This is a genomic window from Pseudomonas sp. MF09150, assembly GCF_059862355.1.
This window is the reverse complement of record NZ_JCBCUS010000006.1, coordinates 98606-118260: the sequence shown is the minus strand read 5'-3', so window position 1 is coordinate 118260 and position 19655 is coordinate 98606. Positions and strand designations below refer to the sequence as shown.

The 19655-nt window shown below is 65.6% G+C and carries 15 protein-coding genes; 8 read left to right on the top strand and 7 right to left on the bottom strand.

What is annotated here, in order from left to right; all coding sequences use genetic code 11:
- The 5 genes from AC19YX_RS21910 to AC19YX_RS21890 are packed head-to-tail and all read left to right on the top strand — an operon-like array spanning nucleotide 1 to nucleotide 4578.
- The gene (locus AC19YX_RS21910) at nucleotides 1-363 is read left to right on the top strand and encodes an STAS domain-containing protein (RefSeq protein WP_500607001.1); all 363 of its coding nucleotides are present in this window, start codon (nucleotides 1-3) and stop codon (nucleotides 361-363) included.
- A complete protein-coding gene (locus tag AC19YX_RS21905) occupies nucleotides 360-764 on the top strand; it encodes an anti-sigma regulatory factor (RefSeq protein ID WP_078468776.1) in 405 nt (134 codons plus the stop codon). Before AC19YX_RS21910 ends, AC19YX_RS21905 begins: the two co-directional genes overlap by 4 nt.
- Nucleotides 755-1771 carry an ATP-binding protein gene (locus AC19YX_RS21900; RefSeq protein WP_178102899.1) on the top strand — a complete coding sequence of 339 codons (1017 nt, stop codon included), beginning with the start codon at nucleotides 755-757 and terminating at the stop codon, nucleotides 1769-1771. The genes AC19YX_RS21905 and AC19YX_RS21900 overlap by 10 nt, the downstream gene beginning before the upstream one ends.
- Nucleotides 1764-2639, top strand: a complete 876-nt coding sequence (locus AC19YX_RS21895; RefSeq protein ID WP_078468775.1) for a sensor histidine kinase — start codon at nucleotides 1764-1766, stop codon at nucleotides 2637-2639. Before AC19YX_RS21900 ends, AC19YX_RS21895 begins: the two co-directional genes overlap by 8 nt.
- Nucleotides 2629-4578 (top strand): PAS domain-containing hybrid sensor histidine kinase/response regulator, encoded by a 1950-nt coding sequence (locus AC19YX_RS21890; RefSeq protein ID WP_078468774.1) that lies wholly within the window; start codon nucleotides 2629-2631, stop codon nucleotides 4576-4578. Before AC19YX_RS21895 ends, AC19YX_RS21890 begins: the two co-directional genes overlap by 11 nt.
- On the opposite strand, the gene AC19YX_RS21885 is transcribed toward AC19YX_RS21890, so the two are convergent.
- The 4 genes from AC19YX_RS21885 to AC19YX_RS21870 form a co-directional block, all read right to left on the bottom strand.
- Nucleotides 4573-5553 carry a methyltransferase gene (locus tag AC19YX_RS21885; RefSeq protein WP_500607000.1) on the bottom strand — a complete coding sequence of 327 codons (981 nt, stop codon included), beginning with the start codon at nucleotides 5551-5553 and terminating at the stop codon, nucleotides 4573-4575. The two genes, AC19YX_RS21890 and AC19YX_RS21885, sit on opposite strands and share 6 nt — an antisense overlap.
- A 20-nt stretch (nucleotides 5554-5573) precedes the next feature.
- A complete protein-coding gene (locus AC19YX_RS21880) occupies nucleotides 5574-6947 on the bottom strand; it encodes an iron-containing redox enzyme family protein (RefSeq protein ID WP_500606999.1) in 1374 nt (457 codons plus the stop codon).
- Nucleotides 6948-7188: 241 nt separating this feature from the next.
- Nucleotides 7189-7983, bottom strand: a complete 795-nt coding sequence (gene xth / locus AC19YX_RS21875) for an exodeoxyribonuclease III (protein WP_500606998.1) — start codon at nucleotides 7981-7983, stop codon at nucleotides 7189-7191.
- The gene (locus AC19YX_RS21870) at nucleotides 7980-9920 is read right to left on the bottom strand and encodes a hybrid sensor histidine kinase/response regulator (protein WP_500606997.1); all 1941 of its coding nucleotides are present in this window, start codon (nucleotides 9918-9920) and stop codon (nucleotides 7980-7982) included. Before AC19YX_RS21870 ends, xth begins: the two co-directional genes overlap by 4 nt.
- Nucleotides 9921-10276: 356 nt before the next feature.
- Here AC19YX_RS21870 and AC19YX_RS21865 point away from each other — a divergent pair, with 356 nt between their 5' ends.
- On the top strand, nucleotides 10277-10636 hold the full coding sequence (locus tag AC19YX_RS21865; RefSeq protein WP_078468769.1) for a hypothetical protein: 360 nt from the start codon (nucleotides 10277-10279) through the stop codon (nucleotides 10634-10636).
- Nucleotides 10637-10652: 16 nt separating this feature from the next.
- Nucleotides 10653-12194: an FAD-dependent oxidoreductase gene (locus AC19YX_RS21860; protein WP_500606996.1), complete on the top strand. Its 1542-nt coding sequence runs from the start codon at nucleotides 10653-10655 to the stop codon at nucleotides 12192-12194.
- Between the two features lie 114 nt (nucleotides 12195-12308).
- Here AC19YX_RS21860 and AC19YX_RS21855 read toward each other — a convergent pair whose 3' ends face one another.
- From AC19YX_RS21855 to AC19YX_RS21845, 3 genes are all read right to left on the bottom strand, one after another.
- Nucleotides 12309-12851, bottom strand: a complete 543-nt coding sequence (locus AC19YX_RS21855) for a TetR/AcrR family transcriptional regulator (protein WP_500606995.1) — start codon at nucleotides 12849-12851, stop codon at nucleotides 12309-12311.
- Nucleotides 12844-13392, bottom strand: coding sequence for a dihydrofolate reductase family protein (locus AC19YX_RS21850; protein ID WP_201131490.1), 549 nt, complete (start codon nucleotides 13390-13392; stop codon nucleotides 12844-12846). The genes AC19YX_RS21855 and AC19YX_RS21850 overlap by 8 nt, the downstream gene beginning before the upstream one ends.
- A 166-nt stretch (nucleotides 13393-13558) precedes the next feature.
- The gene (locus AC19YX_RS21845) at nucleotides 13559-16681 is read right to left on the bottom strand and encodes an autotransporter outer membrane beta-barrel domain-containing protein (RefSeq protein ID WP_500606994.1); all 3123 of its coding nucleotides are present in this window, start codon (nucleotides 16679-16681) and stop codon (nucleotides 13559-13561) included.
- 201 nt (nucleotides 16682-16882) lie between these two features.
- Between AC19YX_RS21845 and AC19YX_RS21840 the strand changes: the two genes are divergently transcribed.
- Complete coding sequence (locus AC19YX_RS21840) at nucleotides 16883-19654, top strand: ATP-binding protein (protein ID WP_500606993.1); 2772 nt, start codon at nucleotides 16883-16885, stop codon at nucleotides 19652-19654.
- Nucleotide 19655: the final 1 nt, after the last annotated feature.

The window sequence follows — 19655 nt, the reverse complement described above, 5'->3', positions numbered from 1 at the left end:
ATGGAGCGCATTCCTATTCTGCAGATGGGCGACTTTCTGCTGGTGACGATCCAGGTCGATATGCATGACCAATTGGCGCTGACGCTGCAGGACGACCTGTCCGAACACATCAGCCGCACCTCGGCCCGGGGCGTGTTGATCGATATTTCCGCGCTGGACATGGTCGACTCGTTTATCGGGCGCATGATCGGCACCATCTCCGGGCTGTCGCGGATCATGGACGCCCAGACCGTGCTGGTGGGCATGCAGCCGGCCGTGGCCATTACCCTGGTGGAACTGGGCCTGACCCTGCCCGGGGTCAGCACCGCGCTGAATGTCGAGCGCGGCATGCAACTGTTGCGCACCCGAGTACAGGCGGAATGACCCCGGCGCGCAGCGGCACCCATCCGATCCTGATCGAGCAGGACGTGGTCCTGGCCCGCCAGTTGGCACGCAAGCTGTGCCAGGAGTGCGGCATGCGCCTGATCGACCTGACCAAGCTGGTGACGGCGGTCAGCGAGCTGGCGCGCAACACCGTGGTCTACGGCGGTGGCGGCCACATGGACTGGGACATCATCGAAGACCAGGCCCGCACCGGCCTGCGCCTGACCTTTCGCGACGAGGGCCCGGGCATTCCCGACATCAAGCTGGCGATGACCGACGGCTGGACCTCCGGTGGCGGCCTGGGCCTGGGGCTGACCGGGGCCAAGCGCCTGGTGGATGAGTTCGTGCTGGACACCGCGCCCGGCCAGGGCACCCGCGTGACGATTACACGATGGGCCTGAATATTCCGAGCGCACTCACCGAAGTGCTGTTGATCGAAGACCCGAGCCAGATCGGGCATGCCCGGCGCACCGCGCAAAAACGCGCCGAGCAGCTGGGTTTCGACGAAACCGACTGCGGGCGCGTGGCGCTGGTGGTCACCGAACTGGCGAGCAACCTGCTCAAGCATGCGACTCACGGCGCCCTGCACCTGCGCACCCTGGCGGGGCCCGAGGCCCAGGGCATCGAGATCATCGCCGTGGACCGGGGCCAGGGCTTCGACCTGCGCCACTGCCTGATCGACGGTTATTCCACCGGCGGCACCCAGGGCATTGGCCTGGGCAGCATCAGCCGCCTGGCGCAGGTGTTCGACGCCTACGCCGACGAACGTGGCTCGGTGCTGCTGGCCCGGCTGTATCCGCGCCAGTCCGTGGTCAAGGACCTGCGCTACGGGGTCAGCCAGCACTCGCTGCACAACGACCCGGCCTGCGGCGATGCCTGGCACCTGGCGCTCGAACCCGGGCGCCTGAGTGTGCTGGTGGTCGACGGGCTGGGTCACGGCAGTGAAGCCGAACGGGCGGCGCGTGCCGGCGAAGAGGTGTTCGCCCTGGCACCGTTCCTCAGCCCCACCGAGCTGATGAACGACCTGCATATCGCCATGACCGGCACCCGGGGAGGCGCCGTGGCGATTGCCCAGTACCATGCCACCGCAGGCCGGCTGACCTTCACCGGCATCGGCAACATCGGTGCCAGCCTGATCAGCCAGGGTAAATCCCGCGGGCTGGCTTCGCACCCGGGCATCGTCGGCAGCCAGTTCCGCAAGGCGCAACCCTTCGACTACCCGGACGCCAGCGGCCAGTTGCTGATCCTGTACAGCGACGGCTTGCAGTCGCGCTGGAACCTGCAGGATTACCCCGGGCTCGCCCAGCGCCACCCGGCCCTGATCGCGACCGTCCTGCATCGTGACTACTGTCGCGGCCGGGATGACGTAACCGTATTGGTGATTGCCCTGGAGGCCATCGATGGCTGATTCCACTCCCCCGCCTATCCCCGAAGATTCGCCGTTGGTGCGCCAGCTGCAAGCGGAAGCCGAGGCGCTGCGCGACGAACTGGATGAAACCAACCAGGGCGTGCTGGCGCTCTACGCCGAGCTGGATACCCAGGCCGAGCAACTGCGCCAGGCCTCGGACCTGAAAAGCCGCTTTCTGTCCTATATGAGCCACGAGTTCCGCACCCCGCTGGGCTCGATCCTGAGCATCGCCAGCCTGCTCAGCGACGAGCTGGACGGCCCCCTGAGCCCCGAGCAGCACAAGCAGGTGGCCTTTGTCAGCAGCTCTGCCCGCGAGCTCAGCGACATGGTCGATGACCTGCTGGACCTGGCCAAGATCGAAGCCGGGCGAATCAGCATTTCCCCGGCCTGGTTCGACATGCTGGACCTGTTTTCCGCCCTGCGCGGGATGTTCCGGCCGATTGTCGACGCCTCGTCCATCGACCTGATCTTCGAAGAGCCGTCGGGGTTGCCTCGCTTGTTCACCGACGATAAAAAACTGGCGCAAATCCTGCGCAACTTCATCTCCAACGCCCTGAAATTCACCCTGCAAGGCGAGGTGCGGGTCTCGGCGCGGATGGAGAACCAGCAGGAAATCCGCTTTGCGGTGAATGACACCGGGCTCGGGATCCCGGCGGAGCTGCACAGCAACCTGTTCGAGGACTTCTCGCAAATCGACTCACCGCTGCAAAAGCGCCTGCGCGGCACCGGGCTTGGCCTATCCTTGTGCAAGCGCTTTGCCGAACTGCTGGGCGGCAGAGTGGGTGTTGACAGCACGCCAGGGATAGGCTCGACCTTCTTTGTGATCATCCCTCTCTCAATTGCCGAGGAGCCCGTCGATGAAGCGTGACATCCGTTTGCTGATCGTCGACGACAACGCCGCCACCCGCTACGCCATGCGCCGGCGCCTGGAGCGCCACCATTATCAAGTACTGGAAGCCGGCACCGGCCAGGAAGGCCTGGACATCATCGCCAGCGAGGTGGTGGACGGCCTGATCCTGGACGTCAATCTGCCGGACATGAGCGGCTTCGACATTGTCCGCACCCTGCGCGCCGACCCGGCCACCGCCCTGCTGCCGGTGGTGCATGTGTCGGCCGCGTCGATCGAGACCGGCGACATCATCACCGGCCTGGATGCCGGGGCCGATGCCTACCTGATCCACCCGGTGGACCCGGACGTGCTGCTGGCCACCCTGCGCACCCTGCTGCGGGTGCGCGACACCGAATATGCCTTACGAGAAAGCGAGGCACGCTTTCGCGAGATTTTCTTCAATATCAGCGCGCCCATCGCGGTGATGGACGCCGAGCTGAAAGTGCACGAATGCAACCACGCGTTCGCCCAACTGATCCAGGACAACCTCAACCCCGACACCCTGCTCGAATGCTTTGCCAGGGACCAGTGCGCGGTGCTCAAGGAACTGCGTCTGCGTCTGGCGGCCGGCGAGCGCTGGAAAGGCACGTTGCAGATGCAGGTCGTCGGCCAGACCCGGGAAACCGAATGGCAGATCTCGCCCTATCGCAGCCCCGAGCTGAGCCTGGTATTTGTCGAAGACGTCACCGAACACCGCCTGCGCGAACGTGACCAGCGGGCCGAGCTGGACAACGCCACCAGCCAGCTGGCACGCACCGAAGCGCAGTTGCTGCAAGCGCAGAAGATGGACGCCCTGGGCAAGCTCACCGGCGGCATCGCCCACGACTTCAACAACCTGCTGACCGGCATCATCACCAGCCTGGAACTGATCAAGAAGCGCATGCTCAGCGAGCGCACCGACAAGGTCATCGACTACGCCGACGCCGCCCTGAGTTCGGCCCTGAGCGCCGCCGGGCTGACCAACCGGCTGCTGGCCTTCGCCCGCCAGCAGCCGCTGGACACGCGGCCGATCGACATCAACGAGCACATCCGCTCCCTGGAAGAATTGCTGGTGCGCACCATCGGCGAACACATTACCCTCAAGCTCGAATTGACCACCAAGGCCGCCGTGGCCCTGGTGGACCCGATCCAGTTGCAGAGCGCGGTGCTGAACCTGGTGATCAACGCCCGCGACGCGCTGCCCAAGGGCGGCAATATCTGGGTCACCACCTATGCCGCGTACTCCCATGGCAACCTGAAACTGGACAACGGGCCCTATGTCGCGCTGTCGGTCAGGGACGACGGGGTCGGCATCGACCACAACGTGATCGACAAAGTGTTCGATCCGTTTTTCACCACCAAGCCCCTGGGCCAGGGCACCGGCCTCGGGCTGTCGACCATCTACGGCTTTGCCCGGCAATCGGGGGGCGATGCGCGGATCCGCAGCGTGGCGCGCCAGGGCACCGAGGTCACCATCATGTTGCCGGCCAGTGCCGACGCCGCAGCGCAACAGGTCGAGCACCTGGTGGCAGTCGAAGACAGCAGCGGCGAGCATGTGCTGATCGTCGAAGACATGCCTTCGGTGCGCAGCTTTGTCGCCGAGGTGCTGGTGGATGCCGGCTACCGCTGCACCCTGGCGGCTGAGGTCGAACAGGCCATGGCCAGCCTGCAGGGCGACCCGTCGATCGACCTGCTGTTGACCGATGTCGGCCTGCCGGGCCTGAACGGGCGCGAACTGGCGGATATGGCCCGGGTCTGGCGCCGCGAACTGCCGGTGCTGTTCATGACCGGCTATGCGGAAAACGCAGCCAATATCCAGGGTTTCCTGGGGGACGGCATGGACATCATCTCCAAGCCGTTTCATATCCAGGAGCTGCTGGCCAAGGTGCGGCGAACCCTGGAGTGGAGCCCCGTGGCCGACGCGCCACCGGACCTATGACCGGCGGGTGACGGTCAAGGCCACCACGGCGATGCGCTCGACCCGTTCGTAGCCCGGCTTCTCCAGCTCTTCACCGAACACATCGGGATCGAGTTCGCGGTAGGTCCAGGCATAGGCCTCGCTGTCGAGCAGCGGTCGCGCGGCGTCGAGAAACGGGTCGCGGCCCTCGACCATCGCCACGCCGGTGTAGAGCAGCAAGCTGCCGTCGCGCTGCAGACGCGGCAGCGCCTCCCGCAGGATACGCAGCGACAGCTGCTCCCCCAGCTCACCGCCACCGTGGCGATAGGCCCGTTGTTGGGTGTCCTGCATATAGGGCGGGTTGGCCAGGATCAGGTCGAACCGGCCCTCGACGCTGCCCAGCACATCACTGTGATAGACGCTGACGTTGTGCGCCTCGGCCAGCTCGGCGTTGACCGCGCTCATGCGCAGCGCCCGCGGATTGATGTCCACCGCCAGGACCTCGGCCGTGTGGCGCGAGCGGGCCACCAGCAAGGCGCCGACCCCACTCCCGCAACCGATGTCCACCGCCCGCCGCACCGGGCTGAAACGCTGGCGCAGGTGGTCCTCGATCAGGCTGGCGAAGCGGTAGCTGTCAGGACCGAAAAACACCGCGTCCGCCTCCTCCGTGGGGTACGCGGAATGGGCCAGCAGCAAGGGCCCCAGGCTCGACCAGCGCACCGTGCTGCGCAACTGCCCGGCGTCCTCCTGGACAATGCCGGCCTGTTGCAGCTCGGCCAGTTCGGCGGCGTCGAACAGCCCTGCATCGAAGGGCCGTGACCAGCCGAACACCCCACGCAGGTCCGTCGCGCGCGGGTCGGCCAGGCGCCCATTGACCCTCTGGTGGGTCAGGGGCGTCGGGGTAATGAACCGATAGCTGGCCGCCATCAGCCGTTGCCCCAGTCGCAGCAGGGCCTGATCGGCCTGGGCTTGGGACGAGTCATGCAAAGGCGTGGTGCGTGGCGCGGAATCAATCATGGACCGGGCTTCCTTGTGGGTCAGCGCACACTGGCGCGCAGTTGGATAAAGCGCCGCGTGGCGTACAGCCCGGCCGGACGCGAATGACGCTGCGGGCCGAGCCAGGGCAGCAGCAGCGCCAGTTGCCCCTCGACCGGCTGCTGCTCCAGGGCGGTGGCCAGGGCCTGGGTTTCCGGGTCCTCGACTGCGGGCGGTGGCGCGGCGTCATGGGCACTGCCGAGGCGCGCCGGGGTGATGCGCGGGCGGGCGTCCCAGTCGCCGGCGATCCAGTCCTGCAGCAGTTGTTTCTCAAAACCGCTGAACACCCCGAACATCGCCGCGCCCGCGCCCTCAATCAATTGCCAGAAGCGGCTGTCGGCCGGGTCCTGATGGCGCTTGATCCAGCCTCTGGCCTGCAACGCCTGGAGGAATGCCGGGATCTGCCCCGGCTCGGCCAGCCATTGGTTGACGCTCTTGCCATCGAAGCGGCAGTAGTCGGAATGCATGTGCTGGCCAAAGCGCCGCTTGCGTTCGAGCATGGCCACCACCTCACGCTCCAGGTCGAAACCCCGGATCACCGCGCTCGATCCCAGGCCCAGGTCGTTGAGGCGATAACCACGCCGCACCCGACGCCAGTACTCGTCGGCGTCCATGCCCATAGGCCTGAGTTCCAGCACCGACTGCACCGCGCGCCGGGCATGGCCGGTGCTGGCGTTGTCGATGGTGACATGCAGGGTGAAGTAGTACGGGTCGATGCCCAGTTCACTGAGTTCATAGGCACTGATCAGCAGGTGCAGGGGCAGCTGCTCGTAGCCCAGGTTGTAGCCCAGCACCTCGGGCATATAGGCCTCGGCGCAACAGCCGAGTGCCAGCTGAATGGCGCCCTGGCGATACAGTTCGTCATCCAGCGGCAGGTCAGCGTCGCAGCCCTGTTCGGCGAGCAGGCGACGATAGATCGCCACATGGTTCTGCGCCGGCTCGCCGTCGCCCAACTCTTCGAGGTAGGTGGTCAACAGGCCGTCGTAACGGTAGTCCTGCCAGTGGCCCAGGGCGCCGTAGAGCCAGGCCCCGTCCACCAGTTTGGTGGGCGCCACACCTTGCAGGAAATACAGCGCATGGGCCTTGTTCTGAAAGTAGCGCCGGGGGGCGCCCTGCTGCCGCGCCGTTAAATACGCGGCGTAGTCCTGGGCCACATCGGCACAATTGCCCTCGATCCAGGCCAGCAACTGCTCGGGATGCTCGGGCAGCGGGTCATCGCCGGCCTCGGCCTGTTGCAGTTGCTGGCGCAGAAAGTCGTCAGCCAGGGTCCGTGACTGCGGGTCGGCATCGGCCAACAAGCGCTGGTAAAGGCTATGCAGGGGCTCACCCTGGTACAACTCGCCGGGAGTACCGCGCAGTGCTTCGAGCAGGCTCATGAGCGGCTCCCCGGGGTGCGAGACGAATAGCGTACGGCGGCTAAATCAGGCATGGCAGGCTCCAGCACCAGTAAAGGGTCGACACGTCGACGGCCATCACGGCCGGACGCCGGGCGTTGTTGCACGCCTCTAGAAGGAAGAGCGCTGCGCCTCGAAAAAAATTCCATCGCCGTGCAGCCGCCCGCGACCACCGGTGCAGGCGGCTGTTGAGCATTACGGGAATGGACGGCGGCGAGGCGGGTCAGCGGCGTTTGCGCGTGCCCAGTTCGATCCAGGTCGGCGCGTGGTCGCTGGCATGGGGCTCGTTGCGCACCCAGGCGTCGACCCCGGCGTTTTTCAGGTAAGGCGCCAGGGCCGGGTTGAGCAGCAGGTGGTCGATGCGCAGCCCGGAGTTGCTCTGCCAGTGCTGGCGAAAGTAATCCCAGAAGGTGTAGACCCGTTCCTCGGGGTACAGGTGGCGCAAGGCATCGGTCCAGCCCTGGTCCAGCAGACGCTGGTAGCAGGCGCGGCTTTGCGGTTGGAGCAAGGCGTCCTTGAGCCAGGAGCGGGTGTTGTAGATATCGAAATCGGTGGGCACCACGTTGTAGTCGCCGGCCAGCAGCACCGGATGCTCGCTGCTTTGCAGCTGCGCCGCGTGCTCGATCAGGTGTTCGAACCAGGCCAGTTTGTAGTCGAACTTGGGCCCCGGTTGCGGGTTGCCGTTGGGCAGGTACAGGCAGCCCACCACGATGCCGTGGACCGCCGCTTCCAGGTAGCGGCTCTGGGGGTCGTCCTCGGTGCCGGGCAAGGCCCGGCGGATCTCCAGCGGCTGCGAATCCCGGGCGAGGATCGCCACCCCGTTCCACGAGGCCTGGCCCCGATACAGGCTGCCGTAACCGGCCGCTTCCAGCTGGCTGGCGGGGAAATCCCGATCCACAGCCTTCAGCTCCTGCAGGCAGGCGATGTCGGGTCGCTCGCGTTCGAGCCAGTCCAGCAGGTTGGGCAATCGTGCGCGGATACCATTGATATTGAAGGTGGCGATCTTTAGCGCTTTCATCCGAGGCGCCCCTGTGCCGGGGGCTTTTCCAGCGCCTGGGTCACGGCTTCGAGCAACTGCAACTGGGTGTAGGGCTTGAACAGCCGTGGCAGGGTGCTGGCCAGGCCGGCGAGGTCCTGGGCATAGCCGGTGGCCAGGATGACCGGCAACTCCGGACGCAATTGGCGCATGGCCTCGGCCAGTTGCGCACCATCCATTTGCGGCATGGCGACGTCGGTGATCATCAGGTCGATGTCCGGCTCGTGCTCGATGCAATGCAGGGCCTGGGCCCCGGAGTCTGCGCAGATCACCCGGTGGCCCAGGTCTTCGAGCAGCAGCGTGGTGCTGTTGAGCACCAGGCTGTCATCGTCGACCACCAGCACCGACAACGGTTTGAACGTCGGTTTCAGGCCTGGATCCTGTTTCAGCGGCAACTGACGGGCCGCTTCGGTGGCCAGGGGCAGCCACAGCTCGGCGGTGGTGCCCTGGCCCTTGCTGCTCTTGAGCACCAGCCGCCCGCCCAGCTGTTCGGCCAGGCCATGCACCATGGACAAACCGAGCCCGGTGCCCTTGCCCAGGCCCTTGGTGGTGAAGAAAGGCTCGGCGGCGCAGGCCAGGGTCTGTTCATCCATGCCTTCGCCGGAGTCCATCACCGACAGGCACACGTAGTGCGTTTCACCCAAGGTGCCGAGGGCGCCGCGCACCTGGGCACTGATATGGATACTGCCGCCGCCGGGCATGGCATCCCGGGCGTTGCTCGCCAGGTTGAGCAGGGCCAGTTCCAACTGATTGATATCGGCCTGCACCGCCGGCAGCTCGGGCGGCAGTTCGGCGGTGACGATCACCTGGGGCCCCACGGAACTGCACAGCAGGTCGTTGAGGCTGGCCAGCAGCTGGCTCAGTTGCACCGATTCGGTCTTGAGTTCCTGGCGCCGGGCAAAGGCCAGCATGCGCTGGGTCAGCGACACCCCACGCTGGGCGCCCAGCACGGCATTGGTCGCCAGACGCGTCAGCTTCGGGTCATCCCCCAGGCGCTTTTGCAGCAGTTCCAGGTTGCCCAGAATCACCGTCAGCAGGTTGTTGAAGTCATGGGCGATGCCACCGCTGAGCTGGCCGATGGCCTGGAGTTTCTGCGACTGGAACAGCGCCTCCCGCGCCAGTTCGAGTTTTTTCTGGGCTTCGAAGGCTTCGCTGATGTCCCGGGTGATTTTGGCGAAGCCGATGATTTCCCCGGTGTCGGCGCGGATCGAGTCGACCACCACATGGGCCAGAAACTGCGTGCCGTCCTTGCGCAGCCGCCAGCCCTGCTTTTCGAAGCGCCCGTCCTGCCGGGCAATCTCCAGGGTCCGCGCCGGCTCCCCGGCGGCGCGGTCCTGCTCGCTATAAAACAGCGAGAAATGCTTGCCGATGATCTCCTGGGCGGCATAGCCCTTGATCCGTTGCGCCCCCAGGTTCCAGCTGCTGACCCGGCCCTGGGCATCGAGCATGTAGATGGCGTAATCGGTGACGCTCTGCACCAGCAGGCGAAATTGCTGCTCGCTCTGCTTCAGGGTCTGCTCGGCGAGTTTGTGCTCGGTCAGGTCGCGGGTGATTTTCGCAAACCCCAGCAACTGGCCCTGGGGGTCGCGGATCGGGTCGACCACCACGTGGCACCAGAAGTGCGTGCCGTCCTTGCGCACCCGCCAGCCCTCGCCCTCGAACCGGCCCTCGTGCAGGGCAGTATCCAGGGTGCGCTGGGGCAGCCCGGCCTGACGGTCCTCGGGGGTATAGAAACAGGAGAAATGCGCGCCGAGGATTTCCGCTTCCTGATAGCCCTTGAAGCGCCTGGCCCCGGTGTTCCAACTGACGACAAACCCCTGGGCGTCGATCATGTAGATCGCGTAATCAATCACGGCATCGACCAACAGCCGGAAGCGATCATCATCGACGCGGGGTGGCAGCTCGGGCTGGTCAGACATGGCGGTCTCCGCGGTTTATTATTGTGTGCCTGAACAAAGGGAGGGGGCCTGCCCCGGACGGGGCGCCGAATCAGTCTGCACCCTCCCGTTGAAAATACAACATGCCATTCGTGCCGCCCTGCAACGGCCTGCCCCCACCGGAACCTCCGCCACGCGGGCTGCAATGTTCATCGGACAAGCCCCAGCGCGCTTCCATTCATCGTTGATCGGCAAATTTTTTAAACTTTCCGGGCTCCTGCGCTTTCCCAATCTGGCGAGGTTTGAAATCGCTCACCGGATGAGGACTGCACCCTGACCGCCCGCGGCAGATGCCCTTGGGTCGTGCATTGCACCTGGTCCCAGCAAGAGGTTCTCCCATGAAAAATTCTTTGCGTACCACATTGGCCCTGGCTGGCCTGGCCTGCGTGCTGGCAGGCCCGGTGCAGGCTGCAACCGCCGATACCCACCAGGCGCCGAACGCGTCGGGCATGAACAGCAACGACAACGGCGGCTCGGCGATGCCACCGGGCACCAACCCCAGCCCGCCCAGCGGCGGCACCGGTTCGGGCGCCAAACCCAAGAACAACACCACCAATACCCAACCCGGCCCGTACTCCAACGACCAGTTGCAGAACAATAAATCGGAACAGACCCAGAAAGGCCCGATGGGCACCGGCAAGGCGGGCTCCGGCGGCGCGGTCGGCGCAGGTTCGGGGGCTGGGGGCGCCGGCGACTGATTGAAGGAGACGGCCCATGACCTTTCATGCCGTGGCCCGCCTGGATGAGTTGCGTGACGACCGTGGCATACGGGTCCAGGTCGGGGCCGAGGAAGTCGTGCTGCTGCGCCATGGCCAGGCAGTCCGCGCGTTCCAGGCCCAATGCCCGCATGCCGGCGCACCGCTGGAAGACGGGGCGGTCTGTGCAGGCCGGTTGATCTGCCCCTGGCACAAGGCGGCGTTTGCCCTGGAAAACGGCGAGGTCTGTGAGCCGCCGGCCCTGGCACACCTCAAGCGCTACGGAGTGCGGGTCGAGGAGCAGACGGTGTGGGTCGATGACCAGCCCATGCCGGCGACGCCCCCCTCCTCCCGACGCGACAATCGCTGTTTTGTGGTGGTGGGCGCCGGGGCGGCCGGCAGCGCGGCCATCTTCGCCCTGCGGGCCAAGGGCTATGCCGGGCGACTGGTGTGGATCGACCCGGAACACCCCACGTCCTACGACCGTACCGCCTTGAGCAAATTCGTGATCGCCGGCGACATGGCGGTCGAAGAAATCCCCTCCCTGCTCGACCCGCATTTTTATCGCAGCGCCGATATCCAGCGCCTGCGCGGCAAAGTGCGCGCGGTGGATGCCGACGCACGCACCCTGACCCTGGCCGACGGCCAGAGCCTGACCTACGACGCGGCGCTGCTGGCCACCGGCGGCATTGCCCAGCGGCCGGCGATTGCCGGCGCCCAACTACCCGGGACCTTTGTCCTGCGTTCCCTGGCCGATGCCGAACAGTTGCTCGATGCCTGCGCGCCGGGCAGCCGAGTGGTGATTATCGGCGACGGTTTTATCGGCCTGGAAGCGGCCTCGGCCATGATCAAGGCCGGGTTGCAGGTGCAGGTGGTGGCGCGCCACGCCGTGCCCCTGGCCAAGCAGTTGGGGCAGCGCATCGGCCGCTCCTTGCGCGACCTGCACCAGCGCAACGGCGTGATTTTCCACCCCGACACCGAGGCCGTGAGGCTTGAGGGCACGAGCCGGGTCGAAGCGGTAATGCTGCGGGACGGCACCCGGCTCGACACTGATCTGGTGCTGTTCGGCACCGGCATCAAACCGGCGACCGGCCTGACCCGTGGCCTGCCCCTGGCCGACGACCAGTCACTCCAGGCCGATGGCCAGATGCGCGTGGCCGAAGGCCTGTGGGCGGCCGGCGACATGCTGACTTTCCCCCTCGCCGGTCGCCCGCTGCGCCTCGAACATTGGCGCCTGGCGCAGCAGCAGGCCTTTCTCGCCGCCGGCAATATGCTGGGTGGGCACCGGGAATTTGCCGATGTGCCGTTTTTCTGGACTTACCACTACGGCAAGACCTTCGAAGTCCTGGGCCACGCCCGGGACTGGACGCACATTGAGTACCTGGGAGAACCGGAGCGCCAGTGCTTTATCGCGCTGCTGTGCGTCGATGAACAGGTCGAATCGGTGGTGGCCTGCGAGCACCAGCGCACCATGGCCGTGCTCGCGCAACGCATGCAGCGACCGCTGTCACGCAGCGAGGCCCTGGCCTTGATCGAGGCGGTCGAGGGTGACGGCGCCTGACGCTGAATGCGGCGCCAGTCGACTCAGGGCTGTTCCAGGTGTTCGAACCCAGCGTCGCAGGGTTCGATCTCGGGCAATGGTCGCGGCCATGCTGGTCCCCGCCACTGCCGGGATTTAGCGCAACAAACGCCGCAGCCCCGCTTCAAACGCCCCTTCCAGTGCGTGCCCAGCCTCACCGGCCAAGGCCAGCGCCAGGGCATGGCCGTGGGTGTAGTCCAGCAACAGGTCGAACAGCACCGGGTCATCGTCGAACTGGCCCACGGCCTGCCGCAGGCGCGCGCTGAGGTCCGCCAGCGAGCCATGGAACAACTGCGGGTCACTGAGGACGCACAAGGTCAAAGCCGGGTGCCGGCGAACCCGCGCCATATAGCCACCCAACAGGGCCTGGAGCCGTTGCCGGGGCGGCAGGTCCGGTGCCGGTTCGGGCAGCGGTTCGGCGTGCACCCGCTCCACCAGCAGGCGCATCAGGTTGTGCTGATCGCCCACGTGATAGGCCACCGACATCGGCGTTATCCCCAGTTGCCGCGCTAAAGCTCTGCCACCAAAGCCCTGAGGGCCCACTGCTTCCAGCAGGCTCAGGCCGGCGTCCAGGACCTGGTCGAGGTTGAGCGAGCATCCGGCTGCGGGACGACCGCTGCGCCTGGTTTTCTCAGTCATGGGCGGGCACCGTCTCGACGCGATAGCGGGTACTGACCAGGCCATCGGCATACAGCGTCGAAGCGACCACGCTCAAGCGCACATCCCCTTCAAGTTCGCCGAACAGGGGCCGCCCGCTGCCGATCAGCACCGGCACCCGGGTCAGGGTCAATTCGTCGATCAACCCGGCGTGCAAAAAGCTTCGAATCACCGCCCCGCCATCGATATAGGCGTGTTCCCAGCCCTGGGCCCGCAGCTGCGCCACCAGTGCCAGGGGCTCGGCGGCGCTGATCCGCAGCCGGTGCCGCAGGGGGTGCGGCACATCCTGGTCACTCAAGGTACGGCTGAGCACCACCACCGGTTTTTCGAACGGCCAGGGCTCGAAGCCCAGGACGCTTTCATAGGTGCCACGGCCCATGACAATGCCATCCACCGAGGCCATGAACGCCCCGTAGCCATAGTCCTCGCCGGACTCCCCAGCGGGCAGCCAGTCGATGCCGCCATCGCTGCGGGCGATAAATCCATCCACCGATGTGGCGATAAAAACCTTGCCGAACGCCATAGCCGCTACCTCGCGCAAATAAACATACGGCGTATGATAAATCATTTTGAGTGTGGGTCAGGCAGCCATTTGCTCATTCATTCACGGCCAGGCCAAAGGCACGCCCAACTCGTGAAAAGCCGGCGCTGCGTCTGCTCGCAGCACCGGCCACAAACGCCGCCCAGCGTCAGAAGCTGTAGCGGTAGCCGATATTGGCCGCCCAGGGACGGTCGATGCTGGAACCCTCGCTGGTCTCCAGATCGGCATATAGCTGGTGCTTGGGACTCACCTGCGCAGTGACCCCGGCCCCGGCATACCAGCCGCCGCCACTGCCATCGGGGCGGCTGCTGATGCCGTTGGTCTTGACCGTATTGCGGGCCGAGAAGTCTTCGACCCAACCGGCCTTGAGGTAGGGTTGCAGGCGCACGCCGTTGTCCAGTGGCAATGCGCGTCCGGTGCGGGCGCCGGCGCGCATCTGGGTCGACAGGCCGTTACCGGCATCGACTTGCAGGCCGTTGTCCAGGCGGTAGCTGTCCGCGGCCACGTAGAGCATCGAGACTTGCACCTGGGGTTCGACAAACCAACCGTCATCAAGGTTGATTTTCTTGCCGGCCTCTACCGAAACCCCGGCCCCGTGGCTGCGTGAATGCCCGGAGACCTTGGCGCCATCGGTGCCGTGCACATCCAGCCGGGTGGACCAGCGGTTGAGGGTGAGCAAGGTGTCGGTGTACCAGCCCGAGTCATCCAGATAGGTGGCGTAGGCCCCCGCGTGGTAACTGTCGAGCTTGCCGCTGCCCTCGCCCTTGAAATCGCGGTCGGTCTGGCTGTACCCCGCCAGGCCACCCACCACCAGCGCCCCCTGGGCAGTGGCGATGCGGGTGTCGATCCCCAGTTGGCTGCCCTGCACCCGTTGCGAAAAGTCCCGGCCCACACCGTTGTCCAGGGATTGCTGCTGGCCGAAGCCACGGACCCACAGGCCCTGGCCGCCCGTACCGGCACGCAGTTCGCCGACCCGCTGTACCAGGGTCGCGCGCTCGGCGTCCCAGGTGCCGCGCAAGGTGGCGATGGCGCTGCTGTTGATGGCAGCACTGGCGCCGGTGGACAGGTTGTCCGGCCCTGGGGTCAGCGGCTGGTTGCGTCCGACGTTGACCAGGTTCCACTCGCCGGACTGGGCATCGCCTTGCAGCTCATAGCGATAGGTCCCGGCATCGACCACCTTTCCGGCGTTGGCCAGGCTGAACGAGCCCGGTCCCCCGGCACTCTCCACCAGGGTCAGGCGTTGCCCGTCGGCACCGGGTTCGGCGCCGGAGTTGCGGACCAGGATCTGGTTCTGCCCGGTGACCTGGCCACCGACCAGCAGCCGATCGCCCGCCTGCTGGCCCAGGTCGGTGTTCATGATGTACAGCCCGTCGCCGCTCAGGTCACCGCTCACCTTGAGTTGCTTGAAGGCGCCGCCCAGGCCCGGATCGGCGAACTCCACCACCCCGGCATTCGTCAACTGATTGAGCGTGGAGTCGCCCGTGAGCGTCCAGAAGCTGCTGTCGTCGATGTCCAGCCGGGCGCTTTGCCGGTTGTCCTGAATGGCCCCGTGCAAGGTCGAATGATCGCCCAGGTTCAGTTGCAGGGTGCCGGCGTCGACCACGATGTCGCCGCTGATCTGCGACCTCACGGCATCCAGTTGCACATCCCCCGCCAACACCCCGCCGGCACGGTCGGTAATCCATAGCGCGGTGCCCGGCTGGCCGGCGCTGCGGGCCAGCAGGCGGCTGTCGGTGAGGCGGATGTCGAGGCCGCCGCCATTGACCAGGATGCCCACACCATCCTGGGTGACGATCTGGCTGGCGTTGACCTCGATGTCATTCACCACCCCGGCCCCGGTGGCGTAACTGACGATGCCGTGGGCGGAGGTACCCACCGTTTGCACGGCCGATCCCTGAAACCTGGCCGTGGAATTGTTGCTGATGGACAGGCCATAGGCTGACTCGCCCTCAGTCAACAGCTCGGAGTCGACAAGTGCCACGCTGGCTCCACGCCCGGAGGCGAACAGGCCGTAGGCGGAGTCACCGTGGGTCAGGATGCGGCTGTTACTGACGCTGACTTTGGCCCCGGACATTCGCGCCAGGGCGCCCACCGAACCACGGCCGAAGGTTTCGATCCACGCCCCTTTGACGTCGAACTCGGCGCCCGAGCTGTTGATGGTATCGGCCGACGCATACAGTGCGTGAGAGCTGGTGCCGTGGGTGACGATACTGCCCCCGGTGATGGTCGCCTTGCCAGCGCGGTTGTCGATGCCCGTCGCCTGGTTGCCGAAGGTTTCGATGGTGCTGCACTTGAGGTCGGCGCGGCTGTTGCTCCCGGGCATCCACAGCCCCGAGCCGTAATTGCCCTGGGTGGTGATGCGCACGTTATCCAGGTCGGCGGCGGCGCTGTCAGCGTTGATGTTGATGCCGTAGCCGTTCTGCGAAACGATGTCGCTGTTGCTGACCTGGGCCACGCCGCCCGGTATCTGGTACAGCTGACTCAGCAGAATGCCGTCGCCCTTGGCGTTGATGCTGCCATTGCGGAAGGTCAACGCCGCGCTGGTGACACGCACGCCCTGCCCGTCAGTCGCCGTCAGGTTGACGCCATTGGCGCTGATGGACGAACCAACCCCTTCAGCGGACATCGCGCCCATGCTGCCCAGGGTGTTGAGCGTCACGTTGTCCAGGCTGATGGAGGCACCGCTCGCGGCCCGCACCAGGGTGCCGCTCCAGGTCGCCGTGCTGGAAAGATCCATGTTCGAGGCCTGGATGCTGGAGCCGCTGCCACTGGCGGACAGGGCCTCGGCCTGATTGCCCGAGGTGCTGATCGAGCCACCGGACAACACCGCCTGGCCGCCGTCGGTTGCCACCACCCCGCGACTGCCGGAGCCACCGGTGGTGATCTGCACATCGTTCAACGTCAGGCGGCTGCCGGTCCCCGTCACCAGCGCGCCGTCGGCCCGGTCGGAGCCGCCGGTGATGATGCTGACGTCATTCAACGTGGCCTGGCCTCCGCCCTCCACCTGCACCCCGACCACCGCGCTGTTCGCGCTGGCCGCCGTGACCTGCACCTGGTAACCGTCGCCCTGCAACTGGTTTTGCGCGCCGCTGACAAGAATCCCCGGGCCGCTGCCGGTGAAGTCGACGCGCACGTCATCGAGCACCCGAGATTCGCCTTGCGCGGAACTGAGGTCGATTTTTTCATAATCAGTCGCCTGAGCAGACTGGGCGGAAAGTGTCAGCAGCGGCAACACGGAAAATACCGTGAGCGCCCCTTTAACCAGAAACATAACTTCCACACCTTTGCATAGAGCAAGAGAGGCCTGGATAGTCGAATCTTTCACGCAACTAACCTATGAGAATTATCCTAAATGACGGGTATTAAGAATTTTCTTAAAGGGACTATTAAGCGATATCCCTAACATGGGCGGATGACTAAACACGGCCCTTCCCCGCAGCCCCTCAGGCACTTTTCCGGACCCCATATTCCGGTGGCTCTGCTGCGTCTGTTCATGCTCAGTTTGCTGTCTTGCATCCTGATCATTGCGGGTTTTTTGATTCAGGGTTCATTGACGGAAACCCTTTCCAGCTATCGGCGTCAGATGAATGCCGCGGCCTTCAATGCGCAACAGTTCTTCAATCAACGGGAAAGTCTGCTGAAGGCTATTTCTTCTTCCGCCGTGCGCAATATCGATGGCAGCCTAAGTTCCAAAACTGCCAACTTCCTTGCAACTAATAATCAACTACGCCTGTTACCCCTGGGGAATAACGCCGCGAACTATTCCTGGGCGCTGATCCTCACGGCCCGCGACCTGGTCGAGATCGCCAACACCCACAGCGAACTGATTTACCTGGCCCCGGACCAGGGCCTGATCCGCACCGTGTATGAGCCCGGGGGCGGCAGCGGCACGAACCTCGATGCCAGCGCCCAGTGGCTGCAAAGCCTCGACCAGAGCGCGGCGCAAGCCTTGTTGAACCAGCACCCGGGGGCGCGCACCCTGTGGTCCTGGGTGCCCAACGGCCGCTCGAAACAGGTGTACCTGCTGCGCCCGATCGACGAGCACAACGCTGCCGACGGCTGGCTCGGGCTGCAACTCAAAGAGACCGACCTGGCGCTCGACCCCTTGCAATTGCACCAGGGCAAATACGTGCTCTATGACGCCAACGGCGCGGTGGTACTGCACAGTGCCGCCTGGGCGGTGCCCGAGGCGCTGTCGCGGTTCAAGGCCGAGGAAGACTCCTTCGGCCTACACCGCCTGCGCGGCCTGCCCGACTACGTCGTGCTCAACAAGTCGGTGGGCAACGCCGGATGGCGCCTGGTGTACTACGCCCCGGTCAGCCAATTGCTGCAGGACACCGCAGGCCCTCTGTACACCACAGCCCTGATGACCCTGCTGCTGTTTGCCGGAATTTTCCTCGGGGCACGCTTTATCCGCCTGCGCCTGGTGGAGCCTGCGGTTCGCCATTACAGCGCGCTGGCGGACAGCGTCTCGCTCAACCACCGGTTTATCGAAATGGCCCCGGTGGGCCTGTGCCTGATTCGCCGCGACGAGGGCTCGCTGATCCTGTCCAACGAGTCGGGCCGGCGCTGGCTGGCCGCAGTCCCGGAACTGCAGGCGCAGATCCTCGCCACCGCCCACGGCCGGGTCCACGCCATCGAGCACCAGTTGGCGGACGGCACCTTTCTCCAGCTGACCTGCGCCCCCACCGGCTACAACGGCGTGGCCGCGGTGCTGTGCTGCATGAACGATGTCACCGACTTCAAGCTGGCCGAGCAATCGCTGCTCCAGGCCAAGAGCCTGTCGGACCAGGCCAACCGTGAAAAAACCCTGTTCCTGAGCACCCTAAGCCACGAGATCCGCACCCCCATGTACGGCATTCTCGGTTCCCTGGAAATGCTCGACACCACGCCCCTCAATGCCCAGCAGCAGGACTACCTGCAAGCCTCGCAGCAAGCCTCCTCGGCGCTGATGCGCACCATCAACGACACCCTCGACCTGTCGCTGATCGAGTCCGGCCGGCTGAGCCTGAACCTCGCCCCGTTCTCCCCGGTGCAACTGGTGGAAGAAGTGGCCTTCAGCTACTCGGCCCGGGCCCGTGGCAAGGGCCTGCGGCTGTACGTGACCCTGGACCCGGACACCCCCGAACAGGTACTCGGCGATGGCGGGCGGATCCGGCAGATCCTCAACAACCTGGTGAGCAACGCGATCAAGTTCACCGAGTCGGGCCATGTGATCCTGCGCCTACATTGCACGCCAACCAGCGGCCACCTGGCCCGCTTGCGTTTCCAGGTAGTCGACACCGGCCCCGGCATTGCTGGCGAATTCCAGGCCAGGTTGTTCGAACCTTACTACCGGGTACCCAGCTGGTTGAGCCAGGAAGCCTGCGGCACCGGCCTGGGCCTGGCGATCTGCGCGCGCCTGGCGGACATGATGCACGGCCAGCTCTCGGCCATCAGTGAGCCCGGGCTGGGTTCGAGCTTCGGCCTGAGCCTGGCCCTGGAAGCCGTTACCGACCGCTCCGAACCTGAAATGCCGCGCCTGGGCGTGACCCCGGTGTATGTCCGGGGCGACGTGCTGGAAGTGGTGCAGAACCTTTGCCACTGGCTGCGCCACTGGGGCGCACTGGCCTTGCCCTACACCCCGGACAAAGAGGCCCCGCCCCTGCGCTCGGTGTTGGTGGAGGCGTTTCTCGACCCGTTCAAGCTCGGCCCCTGGAGCGGTCCGCGGGTGATCATGCATGCCCCCGGGATAGCCCCCGCGCTACGCCAGGCGAACCCGGCCTGGGTCGCGCGGATGTACAGCCTCGACAGCCTGCGCGACGCCGTGGCCCAGGCACAAGCCGGGATTGTCAGCGAAATGCGCTTTTCGCCGCCGGACAACCTGGCACCGCAGATGGACCTCAGGCTGCTGGCGGTGGACGACAGCCCCCTGGCCTTGCAGGTGATCCTGCAACAAGGCCTGTACCTGGGGAACCGGGTGGTGGCGGTCGCCAGCGCCGTCGACGCCCTGAAACGCGACGACCTGCTGGCGTTCGATGCGGTGCTGACCGACTTGCAGATGCAGCACATGGACGGCCTGGCATTCGCCCGCACCCTGCGTGAGCGCGGCTTCGACGGGCCGATCATCGGCATCACCGGTGAGCTGTCGCCGGTGCTGCGCAGCCGCTGCGAATCAGCGGGGATTCGTCATCTGCTTATCAAGCCGGTACCTCTGGATACGCTTTGCGAGGTACTTCAATCAGTAAAGAGGAAGGTGATGTGAG